Raw genomic sequence first — 14,834 nt, 5'->3', positions numbered from 1 at the left:
TTCGACTTTGTCGAAAAATCCAAATTAAAATGAAAAAAAAGAAAACAACAAATTTTAAGAAATACATCAAATGGTTTTGGGGTATTGTTTTTGGAGGGTTTTCAGTAATTATTTTACTGTTTATACTTGCTTCATTAGGTGTTTTTGGTTCTTTACCAACCTTTGAAGAGTTAGAAAACCCACAAACCAATTTGGCTACAGAAGTAATTTCTTCTGATGGAAAAACAATTGGTAAATATGCTACAGAAAATAGAACTCCAATTAAGTTTAAAGATTTACCAGATAATTTAGTAAAAGCCTTAATAGCAACAGAAGATGAACGCTTTTATGAACATTCTGGAATTGATTTTAGAGGCCTTGCAAGAGCTATTTCTAAATTTGGTGCTGGTGGTGGAGCAAGTACAATTACGCAACAATTAGCTAAAAATTTATTTACAAAAAAAGCTTCAAGAAACATTTTTAAAAGAATTCTTCAAAAAATGAAAGAATGGATTGTTGCAACAAAATTAGAACGTCAATACACAAAACAAGAAATAATTGCAATGTATTTAAATACACAAGGTTTTTTATTTAATGCATCTGGTATTCGTTCTGCAGCAAGAATTTATTTTGGTAAAGAAGCTAAAGATTTAGATCTTCAAGAATCTGCAATACTTGTTGCCATGTTAAAAAACCCAAGACAATTCAATCCTCATAGAGAAATCTCTAAAGATAAATCGTTAAAAAGAAGAAATGTTGTTTTTGCACAAATGTTAAAAAATGGTTTTATTACAAAACAGCAGAAAGATTCATTACAAAAATTACCTTTAAAAATAAATTATACTCCAGAAAGTCATGATGAGGGCTATGCAACATATTTTAGAGCTCACTTGCAAAAAGTTTTAAGAAAATGGGTGCAGAATAATCCAAAACCAAATGGAGAAGAATACAATATTTTTACAGATGGTTTAAAAATTTACGTAACAATAGACTCTAAAATGCAGCAATATGCAGAAGAAGCTATAAAAGAGCACATGTCAAATTTACAGACTTACTTTTTTAAAGAGCAAAAAAGAAATAAAACAGCCCCTTTTTATGATATAGATAAAGATCAAATAAAAATGATTATAGAAAGAGGAAAGAAAAATTCTGATAGATATAAACGTTTAAAAAATCATGGTAAATCAGAAAAATACATCACTAAAGTTTTTAATAAAAAAACCAAAATGAAAGTTTTTTCTTGGAAAGGTGATATAGATACAATCATGTCTCCAAACGATTCTATAAGATATTACAAATACTTTTTACGTTCTGGATTATTATCAATAGAGCCACAATCTGGCCATATAAAAGCATGGGTTGGAGGTATTAATAACAAACATTTTAAATATGATGCAGTTGCCCAACAAAAAAGACAAGTAGGTTCTACCTTTAAACCATTTGTATATGCAACTGCTATTAATCAATTAAAATTATCTCCTTGTGATGAATATCCAAACACACCTTATACCATTCCAAAAGGTAAATATGGTATTCCAGAAGAATGGAAACCAGATAATTCTAATGATAAATATGGAGGAATGTTAACACTAAAAGATGGTTTAGCAGGTTCTGTAAATACAATGTCTGCAAGATTAATAGACATGGTTTCTCCTCAAAACGTTGTACGTTTGGCAACATCTGCAGGAATAGAAAGCGATATTCAAGCAAACCCATCTATTGCTTTGGGTGCTGTAGATTTATCTCTCTTAGAAATGGTAAGTGCATACTCTACGTTTGCCAACAAAGGTTTACGAGTAGCACCAATGATTTTAACAAGAATAGAAGACAAAAACGGAACAGTTTTACAAGAATTTACGCCAGAAACTAAAGAGGTTTTAAGCGAAGAATCTGCCTATGTAGTTTTAGATTTATTAAAAGGGGTAACAGAATCTGGTTCTGGAGTTCGTTTGCGTTTACCTTGGAAAAAACCAGGTTATGTTACAGGACATCCGTATAAATTTACAAACCCTATTGCTGGTAAAACTGGTACAACTCAAAACCAATCAGATGGTTGGTTTATGGGAATTGTACCCAATTTAGTAACAGGAGTTTGGACTGGAGGAGAAGATAGATCAACACACTTTGCAGGTATAGAAAAAGGGCAAGGAGCAACAATGTCTTTACCTTCTTGGGCATTATTTATGCAAAAATGTTATGCAGACAAAACACTAAATATTAGTAAAGAAGATTTTGAAAAACCAGAAAATTTGTCAATCAACATAAATTGTGAAGATAAATCTGATAAAAAAGGAGAGGATAAAAAAGATATCACTCCTAAAGAAGATACAGATTTTTAAGGTTTTTGTAAAAATAACCATTTTTAAAACGTTGTTTAAAATTTGAGAAAAGGTTGTTTTTAAGTTATGATATTATTAATCATTATAAAATAATTTATATGATAAACAAAAAAGTAAAAAACGTCAAAGAAGCGCTTTCTGGAGTAAAAAGTGGAATGACATTAATGCTGGGTGGTTTTGGTTTGTGTGGTATTCCAGAAAATGCCATTGCAGAATTGGTTAAATTAAATGTAAGAGATGTTACCTGTATTTCTAACAATGCAGGTGTAGATGATTTTGGATTGGGTTTATTGCTTCAAAATAAACAAATTAAAAAAATGATTTCTTCTTATGTAGGCGAAAATGACGAATTTGAACGCCAAATGTTGTCAGGAGAATTAGAGGTAGAGCTAACACCACAAGGAACTTTAGCAGAAAAATGTAGAGCAGCTCAAGCAGGTTTTCCAGCATTTTACACGCCTGCAGGTTATGGGACTGAAGTTGCAGAAGGCAAAGAAACCAGAGAGTTTGATGGGAAAATGTATGTTTTAGAACCTGCATTTAAAGCAGATTTTGCTTTTGTAAAAGCTTGGAAAGGAGATGCTGCTGGTAATTTAGTTTTTAAAGGAACATCAAGAAATTTTAACCCAAATATGTGTGGTGCTGCAACCATTACTGTTGCAGAAGTAGAAGAGTTAGTGCCAGTTGGAGAGTTAGATCCAAACAATATTCATATTCCTGGAATATTTGTACAAAGAATTTTTCAAGGAACAAATTATGAGAAAAGAATTGAGCAGAGAACAGTAAGAAAATAATTTTAAAATGCTTTAATTTGATGATTTGAAAATTATGAGAAATGATAAAAAGAATGTAATTGTAGATTTAACATTCGAATTTGCTCTAAAAATCATTGCCTATTCAGAATTAGTAAGAAGTACAAATAGGTTTGAGATGGCTTCTCAAATTTTTAGAAGTGGAACATCAATTGGGGCAAATACAAGGGAAGCTCAAAACGCAGAAAGTAAAAGAGATTTTATCCATAAATTTAAAATTGCAGCAAAAGAAGCAGATGAAGTAGAATATTGGTTAAAACTATGTAAAGCGTCAGAATTTTATCAAAACCCAGATGAAAAAATGTTTGAAGAGTTAACTATAATTATTAAAATAATAAGTAAAATTATTTCATCATCTAAAAGCTAATTATTTTCACAATATTGGAATTAATAAATTTTCAAATCAACGAATTTTCAAATTAATAATATGTTAGACAAAAACGGAATAGCGAAAAGAATTGCTCAAGAAGTTCAAGATGGTTTCTATGTAAATTTAGGAATCGGAATTCCAACATTGGTTGCAAACTATGTAAGAGATGATATAGAAGTTGAATTTCAATCTGAAAATGGTGTTTTAGGAATGGGACCTTTTCCTTTTGAAGGAGAAGAAGATGCAGACATTATTAATGCAGGGAAACAAACTATAACCACAATGCCAGGAGCTAGTTTTTTTGATTCTGCTACAAGTTTTTCCATGATTCGTGGTAAACACGTTCACTTAACTATTTTAGGAGCCATGGAAGTTGCAGAAAATGGAGATATTGCCAACTGGAAAATTCCAGGAAAAATGGTAAAAGGTATGGGTGGTGCTATGGATTTAGTAGCCTCTGCAGACAATATTATTGTGGCTATGATGCACACAAATAAAAGAGGAGAATCTAAGATTTTAAAGCAATGTTCCTTACCATTAACAGGTGTGGGATGTGTTACAAAAGTAGTTACTAATTTAGCAGTTTTAGAAGTAAAAGATAATGCTTTTCATTTATTAGAAAGAGCTCCAGGAGTTTCTGTAGAAGAAATTAAAAATGCTACAGAAGGTACTTTGGTTGTAAATGGAGAGATCCCTGAGATGCAATTGTAATATGAAAAAAATTGCAAAATATCCAGCACTTATTCTATGCTTCTTTTTTGTTATATTTTATTTCTTAATAGATGTTTTATTTAAAGTAGAAAGTCCATTTTTAAGAGCTACATTTTCTACAACATTAGCCTTTGTATTATCACCAAGAAGAAAAATAATACAAACACAAACAGGAAAAGTAAAACAGATTACTTGGATTTTTTTAAAAGAACCCATTATTATAGATTAAATGAAAATCACGAATAAATTTATAAAATTTCTCATCATTTTAAATGGATTACTATTACCTATTCTTTTAGGTTTCGGCATTTACCAAATAGCTAAAGATTTTTTTCCAAAAGAGAGAAGCTTTCCAGATGGAATTATTATTGGTGATGAATTTAAAAAAGCAAAAAAAGATAGTTTAGCTTTACAAGGTTTAAAATTTTATCAACCTAATGAATTATATAATTCTAAAAATAAATATTTACCAATTTCTTTAATGACTTATGAAGAGGAAAAACAAATATATGAGGCTGTTTCTGTAGCTAACGATATTGGTGATGCTCTTTTAAAATATGTAAATGTTATTTTTTTAGATGAAAACTATCAAGTTATTACATCATTATTAAAAAAGAAAGCATCTATTCTAGAAATTGAACCTCAAAGAAAAGATTATAATCTAAAAAAAGATGAAATAGATAAAACTGTAAAGTATATTGCTTACTTAATTGCTTTTGAAGACAGTAACAAAGATGATAAAATAAATTCTGCTGATTATCATGATTTATACCTTTCTGATTTAAATGGTAAAAATCTAGTGAAAATTACAAGTAATATAAATATTGATAACTTTGAATTTATAAATTCTAATTCTCAAATTTTCATAAAATATACAGAAAGAATTGATATTAAAAAAGAACATAAAAAACAAAAGTTTGCAATTTATAATATAGAATCTTCAAATTTTTTAAATATGTCTAGTATTAATATGGAATTAGATAATTTAGAAAAAATAATAATCAATTAATTTAGAGAACTAATTTTTTCCCTTTTTGGAAAGTTAAAAGAGGCTTAAATGAAAATAATATCATACAACGTAAACGGAATTAGAGCCGCTTTAAAAAAGGGTTTTTTAGATTGGTTGCAAGCTGCAAATCCAGATGTAATTTGCATACAAGAAACCAAAGCACATAAAGATCAATTAGATTTAGATGCTTTTAAAGCTGCTGGCTATCCTTATCATTATTGGTTTTCTGCACAAAAGAAAGGATATTCTTCTGTAGCTATTTTCTGTAAAGAAAAACCAAATCATATCGAGTATGGAACAGGTATAGAAACTATGGATTTTGAAGGTAGAAACCTGCGTGTAGATTTTGACAATGTTTCTATTATGAGCCTCTACTTACCTTCAGGTACAAATTTAGCAAGACTTAATTTTAAGCTGAATTATATGGATGAGTTTCAAGATTACATCAATAATTTAAAACAAGAAATTCCGAACTTAGTTATTTGTGGAGATTATAATATTTGTCATGAAGAAATAGACATTCATAACCCAAAAATGAAGGGAGTTTCTGGTTTCTTACCAGAAGAAAGAACTTGGATTGGCGAATTTATCAATAATGGATTTATAGATAGTTTCAGGTATTTAAATCAAGGAATTCAGCAATTTTCTTGGTGGAGTTATAGAGCCAATGCAAGAGCAAATAATAAAGGATGGCGTTTAGATTATGCTATGGTTGCAGCACCTTTAAAAGATAAAATTAAAAGAGCTTATATTTTACCAGAAGCCAAACACTCAGACCATTGTCCAATTGCCTTAGAGTTAGATATTTAAATTTATGAAAAAATTAATTCTTCTATTATTTTTTAGCATTTCTGTATTTTCTCAAACAGAAAAAGACAGTATTTCTAATCAAGAAAAGGATACTATTTTTATAGCTAAAGATTCTATAAAAGAACCCATAAAACCCGATTTATTTTCTGATGATGATTTAAAAACTATAGATAGTTTATTGGTTGAAGAGAAATTCAACTCGCCATTAATAGATACTTTAGAATATGTAATTAACGATAAAGATATTATAGGAAACGTAAAAACTGCTGTAACTACAGACTTATTAAAACAAAGATTGTCTATTTTAAATGAAAACACACCATTTAATTTAGCCTACAATCCTTCTTTAGAAAAGGTAATTAATAGTTATTTATTATACCGAAAAAAATATTACCCAGCTTTAATGGCCAAAGCAAAGTATTATTTCCCCATGTTTGAGCAATATTTAGATCAATATGATATTCCTCTAGAAATGAAATACTTAGCCATTGTAGAATCTGCTTTAAAACCGAGAGCAAAATCTAGAGTAGGTGCATCTGGCTTGTGGCAATTTATGTATGGTACAGGAATTCAGTTTAATTTAAAAGTGAGTTCTTATGTAGATGAGAGGTACAATCCAGTAAAATCTACAATCGCAGCTTGTAAGTATTTGAGTCAATTATATAAAATTTTTGGAGATTGGGATTTGGCATTAGCTGCGTATAATTCAGGACCAGGAAATGTTAGAAAAGCTATAAAACGTTCTGGAGGATATAAAAATTATTGGAATATTAGACCTTATTTGCCAAGAGAAACAGCTGGTTACGTACCTGCTTTTTATGCAACTATGTATATTTTCGAATTTGCAAACGAACACCATATTTATTCAGAAGCACCTAAGTTTTTCAATTTTCAGACAGATACCATCCGTTTAAAAAGAACCGTAAGTTTTGATCAAATATCAGAAATTATAAGTGTAGATGAAGAGGTGTTAACCTTTTTAAACCCTTCATACAAATTAGATATCATTCCTTTTATCAAAGGAAAAAATTATGCATTAAGGTTGCCATCAAATCAAGTTGTAGCATTTTTAGATAAAGAAAAAGAATTGTATGCTTTGGCAGACCAAGATGATGCTAAAAGAGAAAAACCGCTTCCTAAATACTTTGAAATGGATAAACGAATCCGATACAGAGTAAGAAGTGGAGATTTTTTAGGAAAAATTGCCAATAAATATGGGGTAAGAGTTAGCGATTTAAAACGCTGGAATCGTTTAAAAAGTAGTCGTTTAAAAATAGGGCAAAGATTGTATATTTACCCAAAGAAAGTGCCAGTTTCTATAAGAAAATCAAGTAAAAAAGAAAATAAAAATTTAGCAGATAAAGTCAGTTTAAAAGGCAAATACAAAATCTACGTAGTAAAAAAAGGAGACTCACTTTGGAGCATTGCTCAAAAATTTAAGAATGTTTCTATTGATAAAATTAAAAAATGGAACAATATTTGGAGTGCTAAAGGTTTAAAACCTGGAACTAAACTCAAAATTTATAAAAGTTAACTTATGAAAAAAATATATACACTTTTAGCAGTTGTAATTTTCTTAACCTCTTGTACAGGAACCGATAAATTTGTTTTAAGATCTTCTATTGGTAAGGTAAATAAAGTAATGGTTGTTACCAAAGCTAGTGATTGGAATGGAGATATTGGTAAAGAAATACGTAATTCTTTTGGAGAATTAATGGTGGGTTTACCACAACCAGAATCTCTATTATCTGTATCTCAAGTAGCGCCAAATGGATTTGGAAATATGATGAAAGTAGGTAGAAATATTCTAATTATTGGAGTTACAGATAAAGAAGAATATTATTTGAAAAAAAATGTTTACGCACAACCACAAACTATTGTGTATTTGTATGCAAAAGATGATGAGGGCGTAATTAGACTGTTTAACAAACACAAAAAAGAAATTATCAAAACCTTTTTAGAGTCAGATATTAAGATGACGCAAGGTGTTTTCGAAAAAAATAAGTTAGATGATTCTCAATTTAAAACACTTCAAAAATTGGGAATTTCTTTAACCATTCATGACAAATTTAATAAAGTAGAGGATACAGGAGATTTTTTATGGTTACGTCATCATTTAACAAGCGGAATTGCAAAAACTGGTAGTAATAACATTTTGGTATATTCAGTTCCTTTAGAAAATGAAGAAACTGTTGCAGATAGCATTGTAGCTGTAAGAAACAGAATTGGTAAAAAATACATTCCAGGTTCAGACCCAGAGAAAATGTACATGATTACAGAAAAAGCATACACCCCATTTACATTTGATACAACTATAGATGGAAGAAAAGCTTATGAAACTCGTGGTAAATGGGAGGTTAAAAACGATTTTATGGCTGGACCATTTTTAAATTACACCATAGTTGATAAAAAGAACAACAGATTAATTGTTTTTGAAGGATTTACCTATGCACCTTCTGTAAACAAAAGAGCATTTTTGTTCGAGTTAGAAGCTATTGCAAAATCTATGAAGATTAAATAAATATTTTATTTAAAACATAAATAAAAACTGAAAGTACTTGCTTTCAGTTTTTTTATTTGGTTAAAAATCAAAAACTTATTTCTTATATTTGGTACTCAACTAAAAACTTTTTTATCATGGAAATGAATTTTTACATTTTATTTATTGCAGCAATTGTGCCTATGTTTATTGGTTTTGTCTGGTATGGACCTATATTTGGTAATGCTTGGATGAAAGAAATGAACTTTACTAAAGAATCTCTAGAAGGTCAGAATATGATTAAGATATTGGTGCTTTGTTATATTTTTAGTCTTTTAGTAGCTTTCTTTTTACAATTTATTGTGATTCATCAAATGGGTATGTATCAAACTTTAATAAATGAACCAGGTTTTAATGAAGGTACTGGAGATGCTTTTTCTTATTTTAAAGACTTTGTAGCAAATTACGGAGATCGTTTTAGAACCTTTCAACATGGTGCTATTCATGGTGTAATGTCTGGTTTATTTTTTGTATTACCAGTTTTATCTATTATAGCAATGTTTGAAAAAAAATCTGTTAAATATGTTGCAATTAATGCTGGATACTGGATTGTTACTTTAGCAATTATGGGAGGTATAATCTGTCAATGGTTATAGTTTTAAATTTACAATCATAAAAAAACCACGCAATTTGCGTGGTTTTTTTATGATTGTAAAATAACATTAGTAACCTACTTTTGCTCTTACTCTTTTTAAAACATCGTTGGCTACTATACTTGCTTTTGTTGCACCAATTTTTAAGGCAGCGTCAATTTCATGCTTATTTTCCATAAAATGGTTGTAACGCTCTCTAACATCTGCAAACTTGTCAATAATCAATTCATATAAAGCTTGTTTTGCATGGCCATAACCATAATTTCCACCTTCGTAATTCGCTCTCATTTCTACTATTTGAGTATCAGAAGCCAATAATTTATATAGCGCAAATACATTATCAGTATCAGGGTTTTTAGACTCTTCTAAAGGAGTGCTATCAGTTTTTATACTCATTATTTGTTTTCTTAATTTTTTATCAGCTAAGAAAATATTAATAATGTTATTTCTAGATTTACTCATTTTTTCTCCATCTGTTCCAGGAACCAACTTTGTGTGTTCTTGGATTTTGGCTTCTGGAGCAATTAAGGTATCACCAACAATATGGTTTAATCTATTGGCTACATCACGTGCCATTTCTAAATGTTGTAATTGATCTTTACCAACTGGTACAATTTCTGCATCATACAATAAAATATCTGCAGCCATTAACATTGGATAAGTAAATAAACCAGAGTTTACATCTTCTAACCTATCTGCTTTGTCTTTAAAACTATGTGCTAAAGTTAAACGTTGATATGGGAAAAAACAGCTTAAATACCAAGTTAGCTCAGTTACCTGAGGCACATCACTTTGTCTGTAAAAAATAGTTTTATTGATATCTAAACCACATGCCAGCCAAGTAGCAGCAGTACTATAGGTGTTTTCTCTTAATTGTTTACCATCTTTAATTTGTGTTAAAGAATGCATATCTGCAATAAACAAAAACGCTTCATTTTCTGGATTGTTTGCCATTTCTATAGCAGGTAAAATAGCACCTAATAAGTTTCCTAAATGCGGAGTTCCTGTACTTTGAACGCCAGTTAAAATTCTTGACATTAATTTTTATTTTTTGTGTTTTTTATAAGAGAGATACTTAAACGCTCTTAGAAGACAAAAGTAAGGTTTTGATAGAGAAAATCAATTAAACAAAAGAATATTAGTATTTTTGTTAAAGCATAACTTTTTAATTATTTATTATATTAAAAAGATTTGCAAAACGTTTATAAATTCTGTGAAGTATATAAAAATTCCTTTTCTTTTAATTTGGCGACTGTGGTTCTACATTTTAATGTTTGTAACAATTCTGGTACTATCTCCAATTTTACTATTTTTTACATTTAAAGAAAAACATTATCCTATTTTTTGGAAACTAGCAAGACTTCTATCTAAAATATTAATTTATGGGATGGGATTTAGATTAGATCTTAAAGAAGATGAAAGTATTAAGCCAGATAAAAGCTATATGTTTTGTCCTAATCATGCTTCTTTAATAGACCCATTTGTGTTGATTGCTATAAGTAAGAATCCTATTGTTTTTGTTGGCAAAAAAGAGCTTGTTAAAATTCCTGTTTTTGGTTTTTTTTATAAAAGAGTTGTAATAATGGTAGATAGGAGCAGCTTAGAAAGTAGGAAAAGGGTTTTTGAAATGGCAAAAAAAAGATTACAAAATGGGGTTAGTATGGCTATTTTTCCTGAAGGATTAGTACCAAAAGAAGATGTAATCTTGGCACCTTTTAAAAAAGGAGCTTTTAGTTTGGCTATTGAATATGAAATACCAATTGTACCACAGGTTTATTACGATTGTAAACGGTTGTTTTCTTGGGATTTTTTTAAAGGTGGTCCAGGGGTTTTAAGGGTGCATCAGCATAAATTTATACAAACTGAAGGGCTAAACTTAAAAAAAGATATGAAAGATTTAAAGAAAAAAACATACAGTATTTTGTACCAAGATTTAGCAGGTGATACGAAATATATGGAGGATACCAATCGAAAAAAATGAAACAAGGGCTAAATTATAAATATTCAGCATCTGAAGAGCGTTTAAATATTTGGTCTCATGGTTTGGGTTTGGTACTAAGTATTATTGCTTTTCCTTTTTTAATTTATAAAGCAATTTCCTATACAGGTTTCTGGAAACCAACAAGTTTTATTATGTATGGTTTAAGTTTAATTATTCTTTATGCAGCTTCTACTTTTTATCATGCTGCTAAAAATCCTATAAAAAGAAGAAAGTTAAATATTTTTGATCATGCTGCTATATATGTGCTTATTGCAGGTAGTTATACGCCTTATTGTTTAGTGGCTTTAAATTCTAAATTGGGCTGGTATATGTTTATTTTTGTTTGGATTTTTGCATCTATTGGCATAATTTTAAAACTGTTTTTTACTGGTAAATATGATAAGATATCTACAGCAATGTATTTATTAATGGGTTGGCAAGTAATGTTTTTTATTAAGCCATTAATGAATGCGTTAAGCAAAACCGAATTAAATTTATTAATTGCAGGAGGTATTTTTTACACAATTGGAGCCATCTTGTACTCAATAAAAAAGTTGCCATATAATCATGCTATTTTTCATTTATTTGTACTTTTTGGCAGTTTTTCTCACTTTCTTTCTATATATCTAATTTAAAAACAAACAATTAAAATTAGGTTTCTTTTTTGTCTATTAAAAAAAAAACAATATATTTGCAGAATCTGATTTGTTAACTTATGTTAATTTATTAGATATTATAAATCTTATTTAGGGGGTAGATTTATTAAAATTCCTCGAACTTTATTGTTCGAGGTTTTTTTATGCCCAATCTTTAAAAGGATTTTTACTTATTTTAGAATTATAATAATTTAAATCTCCAGTAACTTCTTTACCAAGCCAATCAGGTTTTATAAACTGCTCATTTTCGTTTTGTAACTCAATTTCTGCAATGATAAGCCCAGTATTATCTCCATAAAATTCATCTACTTCAAAAACGTGTGTTCCTTTTTTTACTAAAAATCTTGTTTTTTCTATAATTGTAGGTTCACATAAAACTAATAGTTCATTAGCTTCTTTAATATCAATTTTTTTCTCCCATTCAAATCTAGTAGTTCCAGTTGTATTAGAAGTTCCTTTAATAGTAATAAAAGCAGTATTATCTGCAATTCTAATTCTTACAGTTCTATTTTTATTAGAATTTAAATACCCTTGTTTGATATGTTTTTTTTGATAACTTTCTTTCTTAAAAGAATCATTTTTTACTAAAAACTTGCGCTCTATTTCAATACCCATAAAATCCTATTGTAATTTGTACTAATGTAAGGTGTTTTGTCGTTATTATAACAATAAATAAATATCTTTGAGCATCAAAATTTTAAAATGAAAAAACTCATTTCAATATATATATTATTTTTTACATTCAATTTTTTTGCGCAAACAGATTATAGCGACTCTTGGGAAGATTTTTACTCTTACAACAATGTAAAAGATTTTATAAAGGTGAACGACGTTATTTATGCGTTGGTAGATAATGCAGTTTTTACCTACGATGTAACTACTAAAGCGCTTAGTAAACTTTCTTCTGTGCAAGGTTTGTCTGGAGAAACAACAACATCTATTTATTTTAATGACACTTTTAAAAGGCTAATAATTGGTTATGAAAATGGTTTGGTAGAAGTTGTAGATAAAGATGGTAGTATTACAATTTCATCAGATATTGTAAATTTCAGTCAATCTGGAGAGAAAAGCATTAATCATATATCAGAATTTGACAACAAGTTATATCTTTCTACCCCTTTTGCAATTGTTGTTTATGATATTGATAAGTTAGAGTTTGGCGATACTTATTTTATTGGTGCAAACTCTAGTTCTTTAGACATAAATGCAACCACTATTTTTAATGGAGAAATTATAGCAGCTACCAAAGATGGTATTTTTACGGCAGATATAAATAACAATGCTCTAATAGATTTTAATAATTGGACACAACGTTTTTCTGGTAGAAATTTTACAGAAATTACTTCTTTTAACAATCAAATTATAACTACAGAAAATTCTAGATTATTTAGTTTTGATGGTACTAATTTATTACAAATTAGAGATTTTTTTCAAAATATAAACACCATTAAGTCTAGCAATACAAACCTTTCTGTAGCTTTACCAAATTCTGCAATACTTTTAGATACAGTATTTAATGAAATTGCACAATTTACCACCAATACAAATTTTAATTTTTCTTTAAATGCAGCTTTTTTTGAAAATAATGTAAGTTATTTAGCAACAAAAGAATTTGGACTTTTAACAAGTTTACAAAGCTTGCCAAATAATTATACAGAAATTCATCCAGAAGGTCCATTATCTAATGATGCTTTTTCTATTGCTGCTCAAAATAATAGTTTATGGGTTGTTTATGGTGGTTATAGTACTACTATTGCTCCTAATTTTAATAGAGAAGGCTTTAGCCAATTTAATGGTACAAATTGGATTAACACAAAATACGACCCCAACATTCCTGTAACAGATTTAAGTAACATTTCTATAGATCCAAATAATGAGAATAAGGTTTTTCTTGGTTCTTTTGGTACAACAGATCAATTTAATAGTTTTTCTACTGGAGGTTTAGCAGTTGTAGAAAACAATATGATTACTAATTTTTATAATCAGAACAACAGCCCTTTAGATGATATAGATGTAAGACCAAATTTTGTTTCTATAAGAGTAGCAAGTTCCGTTTTTGACAGTCAAGGAAACTTATGGGTAACCAACGTTGGTGTTCCAGAAGAATTAAAAAAATTATCGGATTCCAATCAATGGACAAGTTATGATTTATCTTCTATAAAAACAAACTCTACAGATGGTCTAACAGAAATAATTATAGATAGAAGTAATACAAAATGGATTGGTACTAGAAGAAATGGTGTCTATGCTTTTAACGAGAATGGAAATAGAAAAAAAGCATTATTAACTGCTCCAAACACAGGTAATTTACCTGATTTAAATGTAAGAACATTAGCAGTAGATGCTAGTAACAAAATATGGTTGGGTACAAAATCTGGGTTGGTAGTTTATAATAATGCAGCTGGTGTTTTTGATGATACTACTCCTAATGCACGACCAGTTGTAATTAATGGTAACGAAGATGGTTTTGGAGAAAGACTTTTAGGAGATCAAACAGTAAACTCTGTTGTAGTAGATGGTGCAGATAATAAATGGTTTGGCACAGATAATGGAGGGGTTATTTATACAAACCCTAATGGACAAAAAACGATAGCTAATTTTAGTAAAAACAACTCTCCATTACCATCAAATAGGATTATAAAAATTGCGGTTGATAAAAGTTCTGGTAAAGTATATTTTGCAACAGACAAAGGAATTGTTGCTTACAACAGTAATGTAGCACCTTTTGGTGATGTTTTAGCAGACGTTTATGCATATCCAAATCCTGCATTAAAAAATCATGAAACTGTAACAATAGATGGTAGAAATGGTACTCATTTACCTAAAGGAACCAATGTAAAAATAATAGATATTGCAGGAAATTTAGTTTTTGAAACCAACGTAGTAGAAGGCCAAGAGTTACAAGGAGGTAAAGTGGTTTGGAACAAAAAAAACTTAGCAGGTAATAAAGTAGCTTCTGGTGTTTACATTGTTTTATTGTCTAATGATGATGCTTCAGAAAATGCGGTTACAAAAATCGCAATTGTAAATTAATT

General features: G+C 29.2%; 15 protein-coding genes. 13 read left to right on the top strand and 2 right to left on the bottom strand.

The window, feature by feature from the left end; all coding sequences use genetic code 11:
* The first annotated feature begins 29 nt into the window (after positions 1-29).
* The 10 genes from ACY2RW_RS09280 to ACY2RW_RS09235 all read left to right on the top strand — a co-directional run bounded on the left by ACY2RW_RS09280 (position 30) and on the right by ACY2RW_RS09235 (position 9,165).
* Complete coding sequence (locus tag ACY2RW_RS09280) at positions 30-2,318, top strand: penicillin-binding protein 1A (RefSeq protein WP_490122444.1); 2,289 nt, start codon at positions 30-32, stop codon at positions 2,316-2,318.
* A 98-nt stretch (positions 2,319-2,416) separates the two neighbouring features.
* Positions 2,417-3,112: a CoA transferase subunit A gene (locus ACY2RW_RS09275; protein ID WP_490122443.1), complete on the top strand. Its 696-nt coding sequence runs from the start codon at positions 2,417-2,419 to the stop codon at positions 3,110-3,112.
* A gap of 34 nt (positions 3,113-3,146) precedes the next feature.
* Positions 3,147-3,497: a four helix bundle protein gene (locus ACY2RW_RS09270; protein ID WP_490122442.1), complete on the top strand. Its 351-nt coding sequence runs from the start codon at positions 3,147-3,149 to the stop codon at positions 3,495-3,497.
* Between the two features lie 60 nt (positions 3,498-3,557).
* A complete protein-coding gene (locus ACY2RW_RS09265) occupies positions 3,558-4,211 on the top strand; it encodes a 3-oxoacid CoA-transferase subunit B (RefSeq protein WP_490122441.1) in 654 nt (217 codons plus the stop codon).
* 1 nt (position 4,212) lies between these two features.
* On the top strand, positions 4,213-4,440 hold the full coding sequence (locus tag ACY2RW_RS09260) for a hypothetical protein (RefSeq protein WP_490122440.1): 228 nt from the start codon (positions 4,213-4,215) through the stop codon (positions 4,438-4,440).
* The gene (locus ACY2RW_RS09255; protein WP_490122439.1) at positions 4,441-5,220 is read left to right on the top strand and encodes a hypothetical protein; all 780 of its coding nucleotides are present in this window, start codon (positions 4,441-4,443) and stop codon (positions 5,218-5,220) included.
* 48 nt (positions 5,221-5,268) lie between these two features.
* The gene (locus ACY2RW_RS09250) at positions 5,269-6,030 is read left to right on the top strand and encodes an exodeoxyribonuclease III (RefSeq protein WP_490122438.1); all 762 of its coding nucleotides are present in this window, start codon (positions 5,269-5,271) and stop codon (positions 6,028-6,030) included.
* Between the two features lie 4 nt (positions 6,031-6,034).
* Positions 6,035-7,564, top strand: a complete 1,530-nt coding sequence (locus ACY2RW_RS09245; RefSeq protein WP_490122437.1) for a lytic transglycosylase domain-containing protein — start codon at positions 6,035-6,037, stop codon at positions 7,562-7,564.
* 3 nt (positions 7,565-7,567) lie between these two features.
* The gene (locus tag ACY2RW_RS09240) at positions 7,568-8,551 is read left to right on the top strand and encodes a DUF4837 family protein (protein WP_490122436.1); all 984 of its coding nucleotides are present in this window, start codon (positions 7,568-7,570) and stop codon (positions 8,549-8,551) included.
* 116 nt (positions 8,552-8,667) lie between these two features.
* Positions 8,668-9,165: a DUF1761 domain-containing protein gene (locus tag ACY2RW_RS09235; RefSeq protein ID WP_490122435.1), complete on the top strand. Its 498-nt coding sequence runs from the start codon at positions 8,668-8,670 to the stop codon at positions 9,163-9,165.
* A gap of 66 nt (positions 9,166-9,231) precedes the next feature.
* Here ACY2RW_RS09235 and trpS read toward each other — a convergent pair whose 3' ends face one another.
* On the bottom strand, positions 9,232-10,200 hold the full coding sequence (gene trpS, locus ACY2RW_RS09230) for a tryptophan--tRNA ligase (RefSeq protein ID WP_490122434.1): 969 nt from the start codon (positions 10,198-10,200) through the stop codon (positions 9,232-9,234).
* 232 nt (positions 10,201-10,432) lie between these two features.
* On the opposite strand from trpS, the gene ACY2RW_RS09225 reads away from it, so the two are divergent.
* Positions 10,433-11,143 (top strand): lysophospholipid acyltransferase family protein, encoded by a 711-nt coding sequence (locus tag ACY2RW_RS09225; RefSeq protein WP_490122433.1) that lies wholly within the window; start codon positions 10,433-10,435, stop codon positions 11,141-11,143.
* Entirely contained in the window at positions 11,140-11,778 is a 639-nt protein-coding gene (trhA, locus tag ACY2RW_RS09220) for a PAQR family membrane homeostasis protein TrhA (protein WP_490122432.1), read from the top strand. The genes ACY2RW_RS09225 and trhA overlap by 4 nt, the downstream gene beginning before the upstream one ends.
* 162 nt (positions 11,779-11,940) lie before the next feature.
* Here trhA and ACY2RW_RS09215 read toward each other — a convergent pair whose 3' ends face one another.
* Positions 11,941-12,414 carry a CYTH domain-containing protein gene (locus tag ACY2RW_RS09215; RefSeq protein WP_490122431.1) on the bottom strand — a complete coding sequence of 158 codons (474 nt, stop codon included), beginning with the start codon at positions 12,412-12,414 and terminating at the stop codon, positions 11,941-11,943.
* An 87-nt stretch (positions 12,415-12,501) separates the two neighbouring features.
* On the opposite strand from ACY2RW_RS09215, the gene porZ reads away from it, so the two are divergent.
* Positions 12,502-14,832, top strand: a complete 2,331-nt coding sequence (gene porZ / locus ACY2RW_RS09210) for a type IX secretion system anionic LPS delivery protein PorZ (protein ID WP_490122430.1) — start codon at positions 12,502-12,504, stop codon at positions 14,830-14,832.
* Positions 14,833-14,834: the final 2 nt, after the last annotated feature.

Source organism: Polaribacter sp. 2305UL8-11, from assembly GCF_058147165.1.
This window is presented reverse-complemented; position numbering and strand designations above follow the sequence as displayed.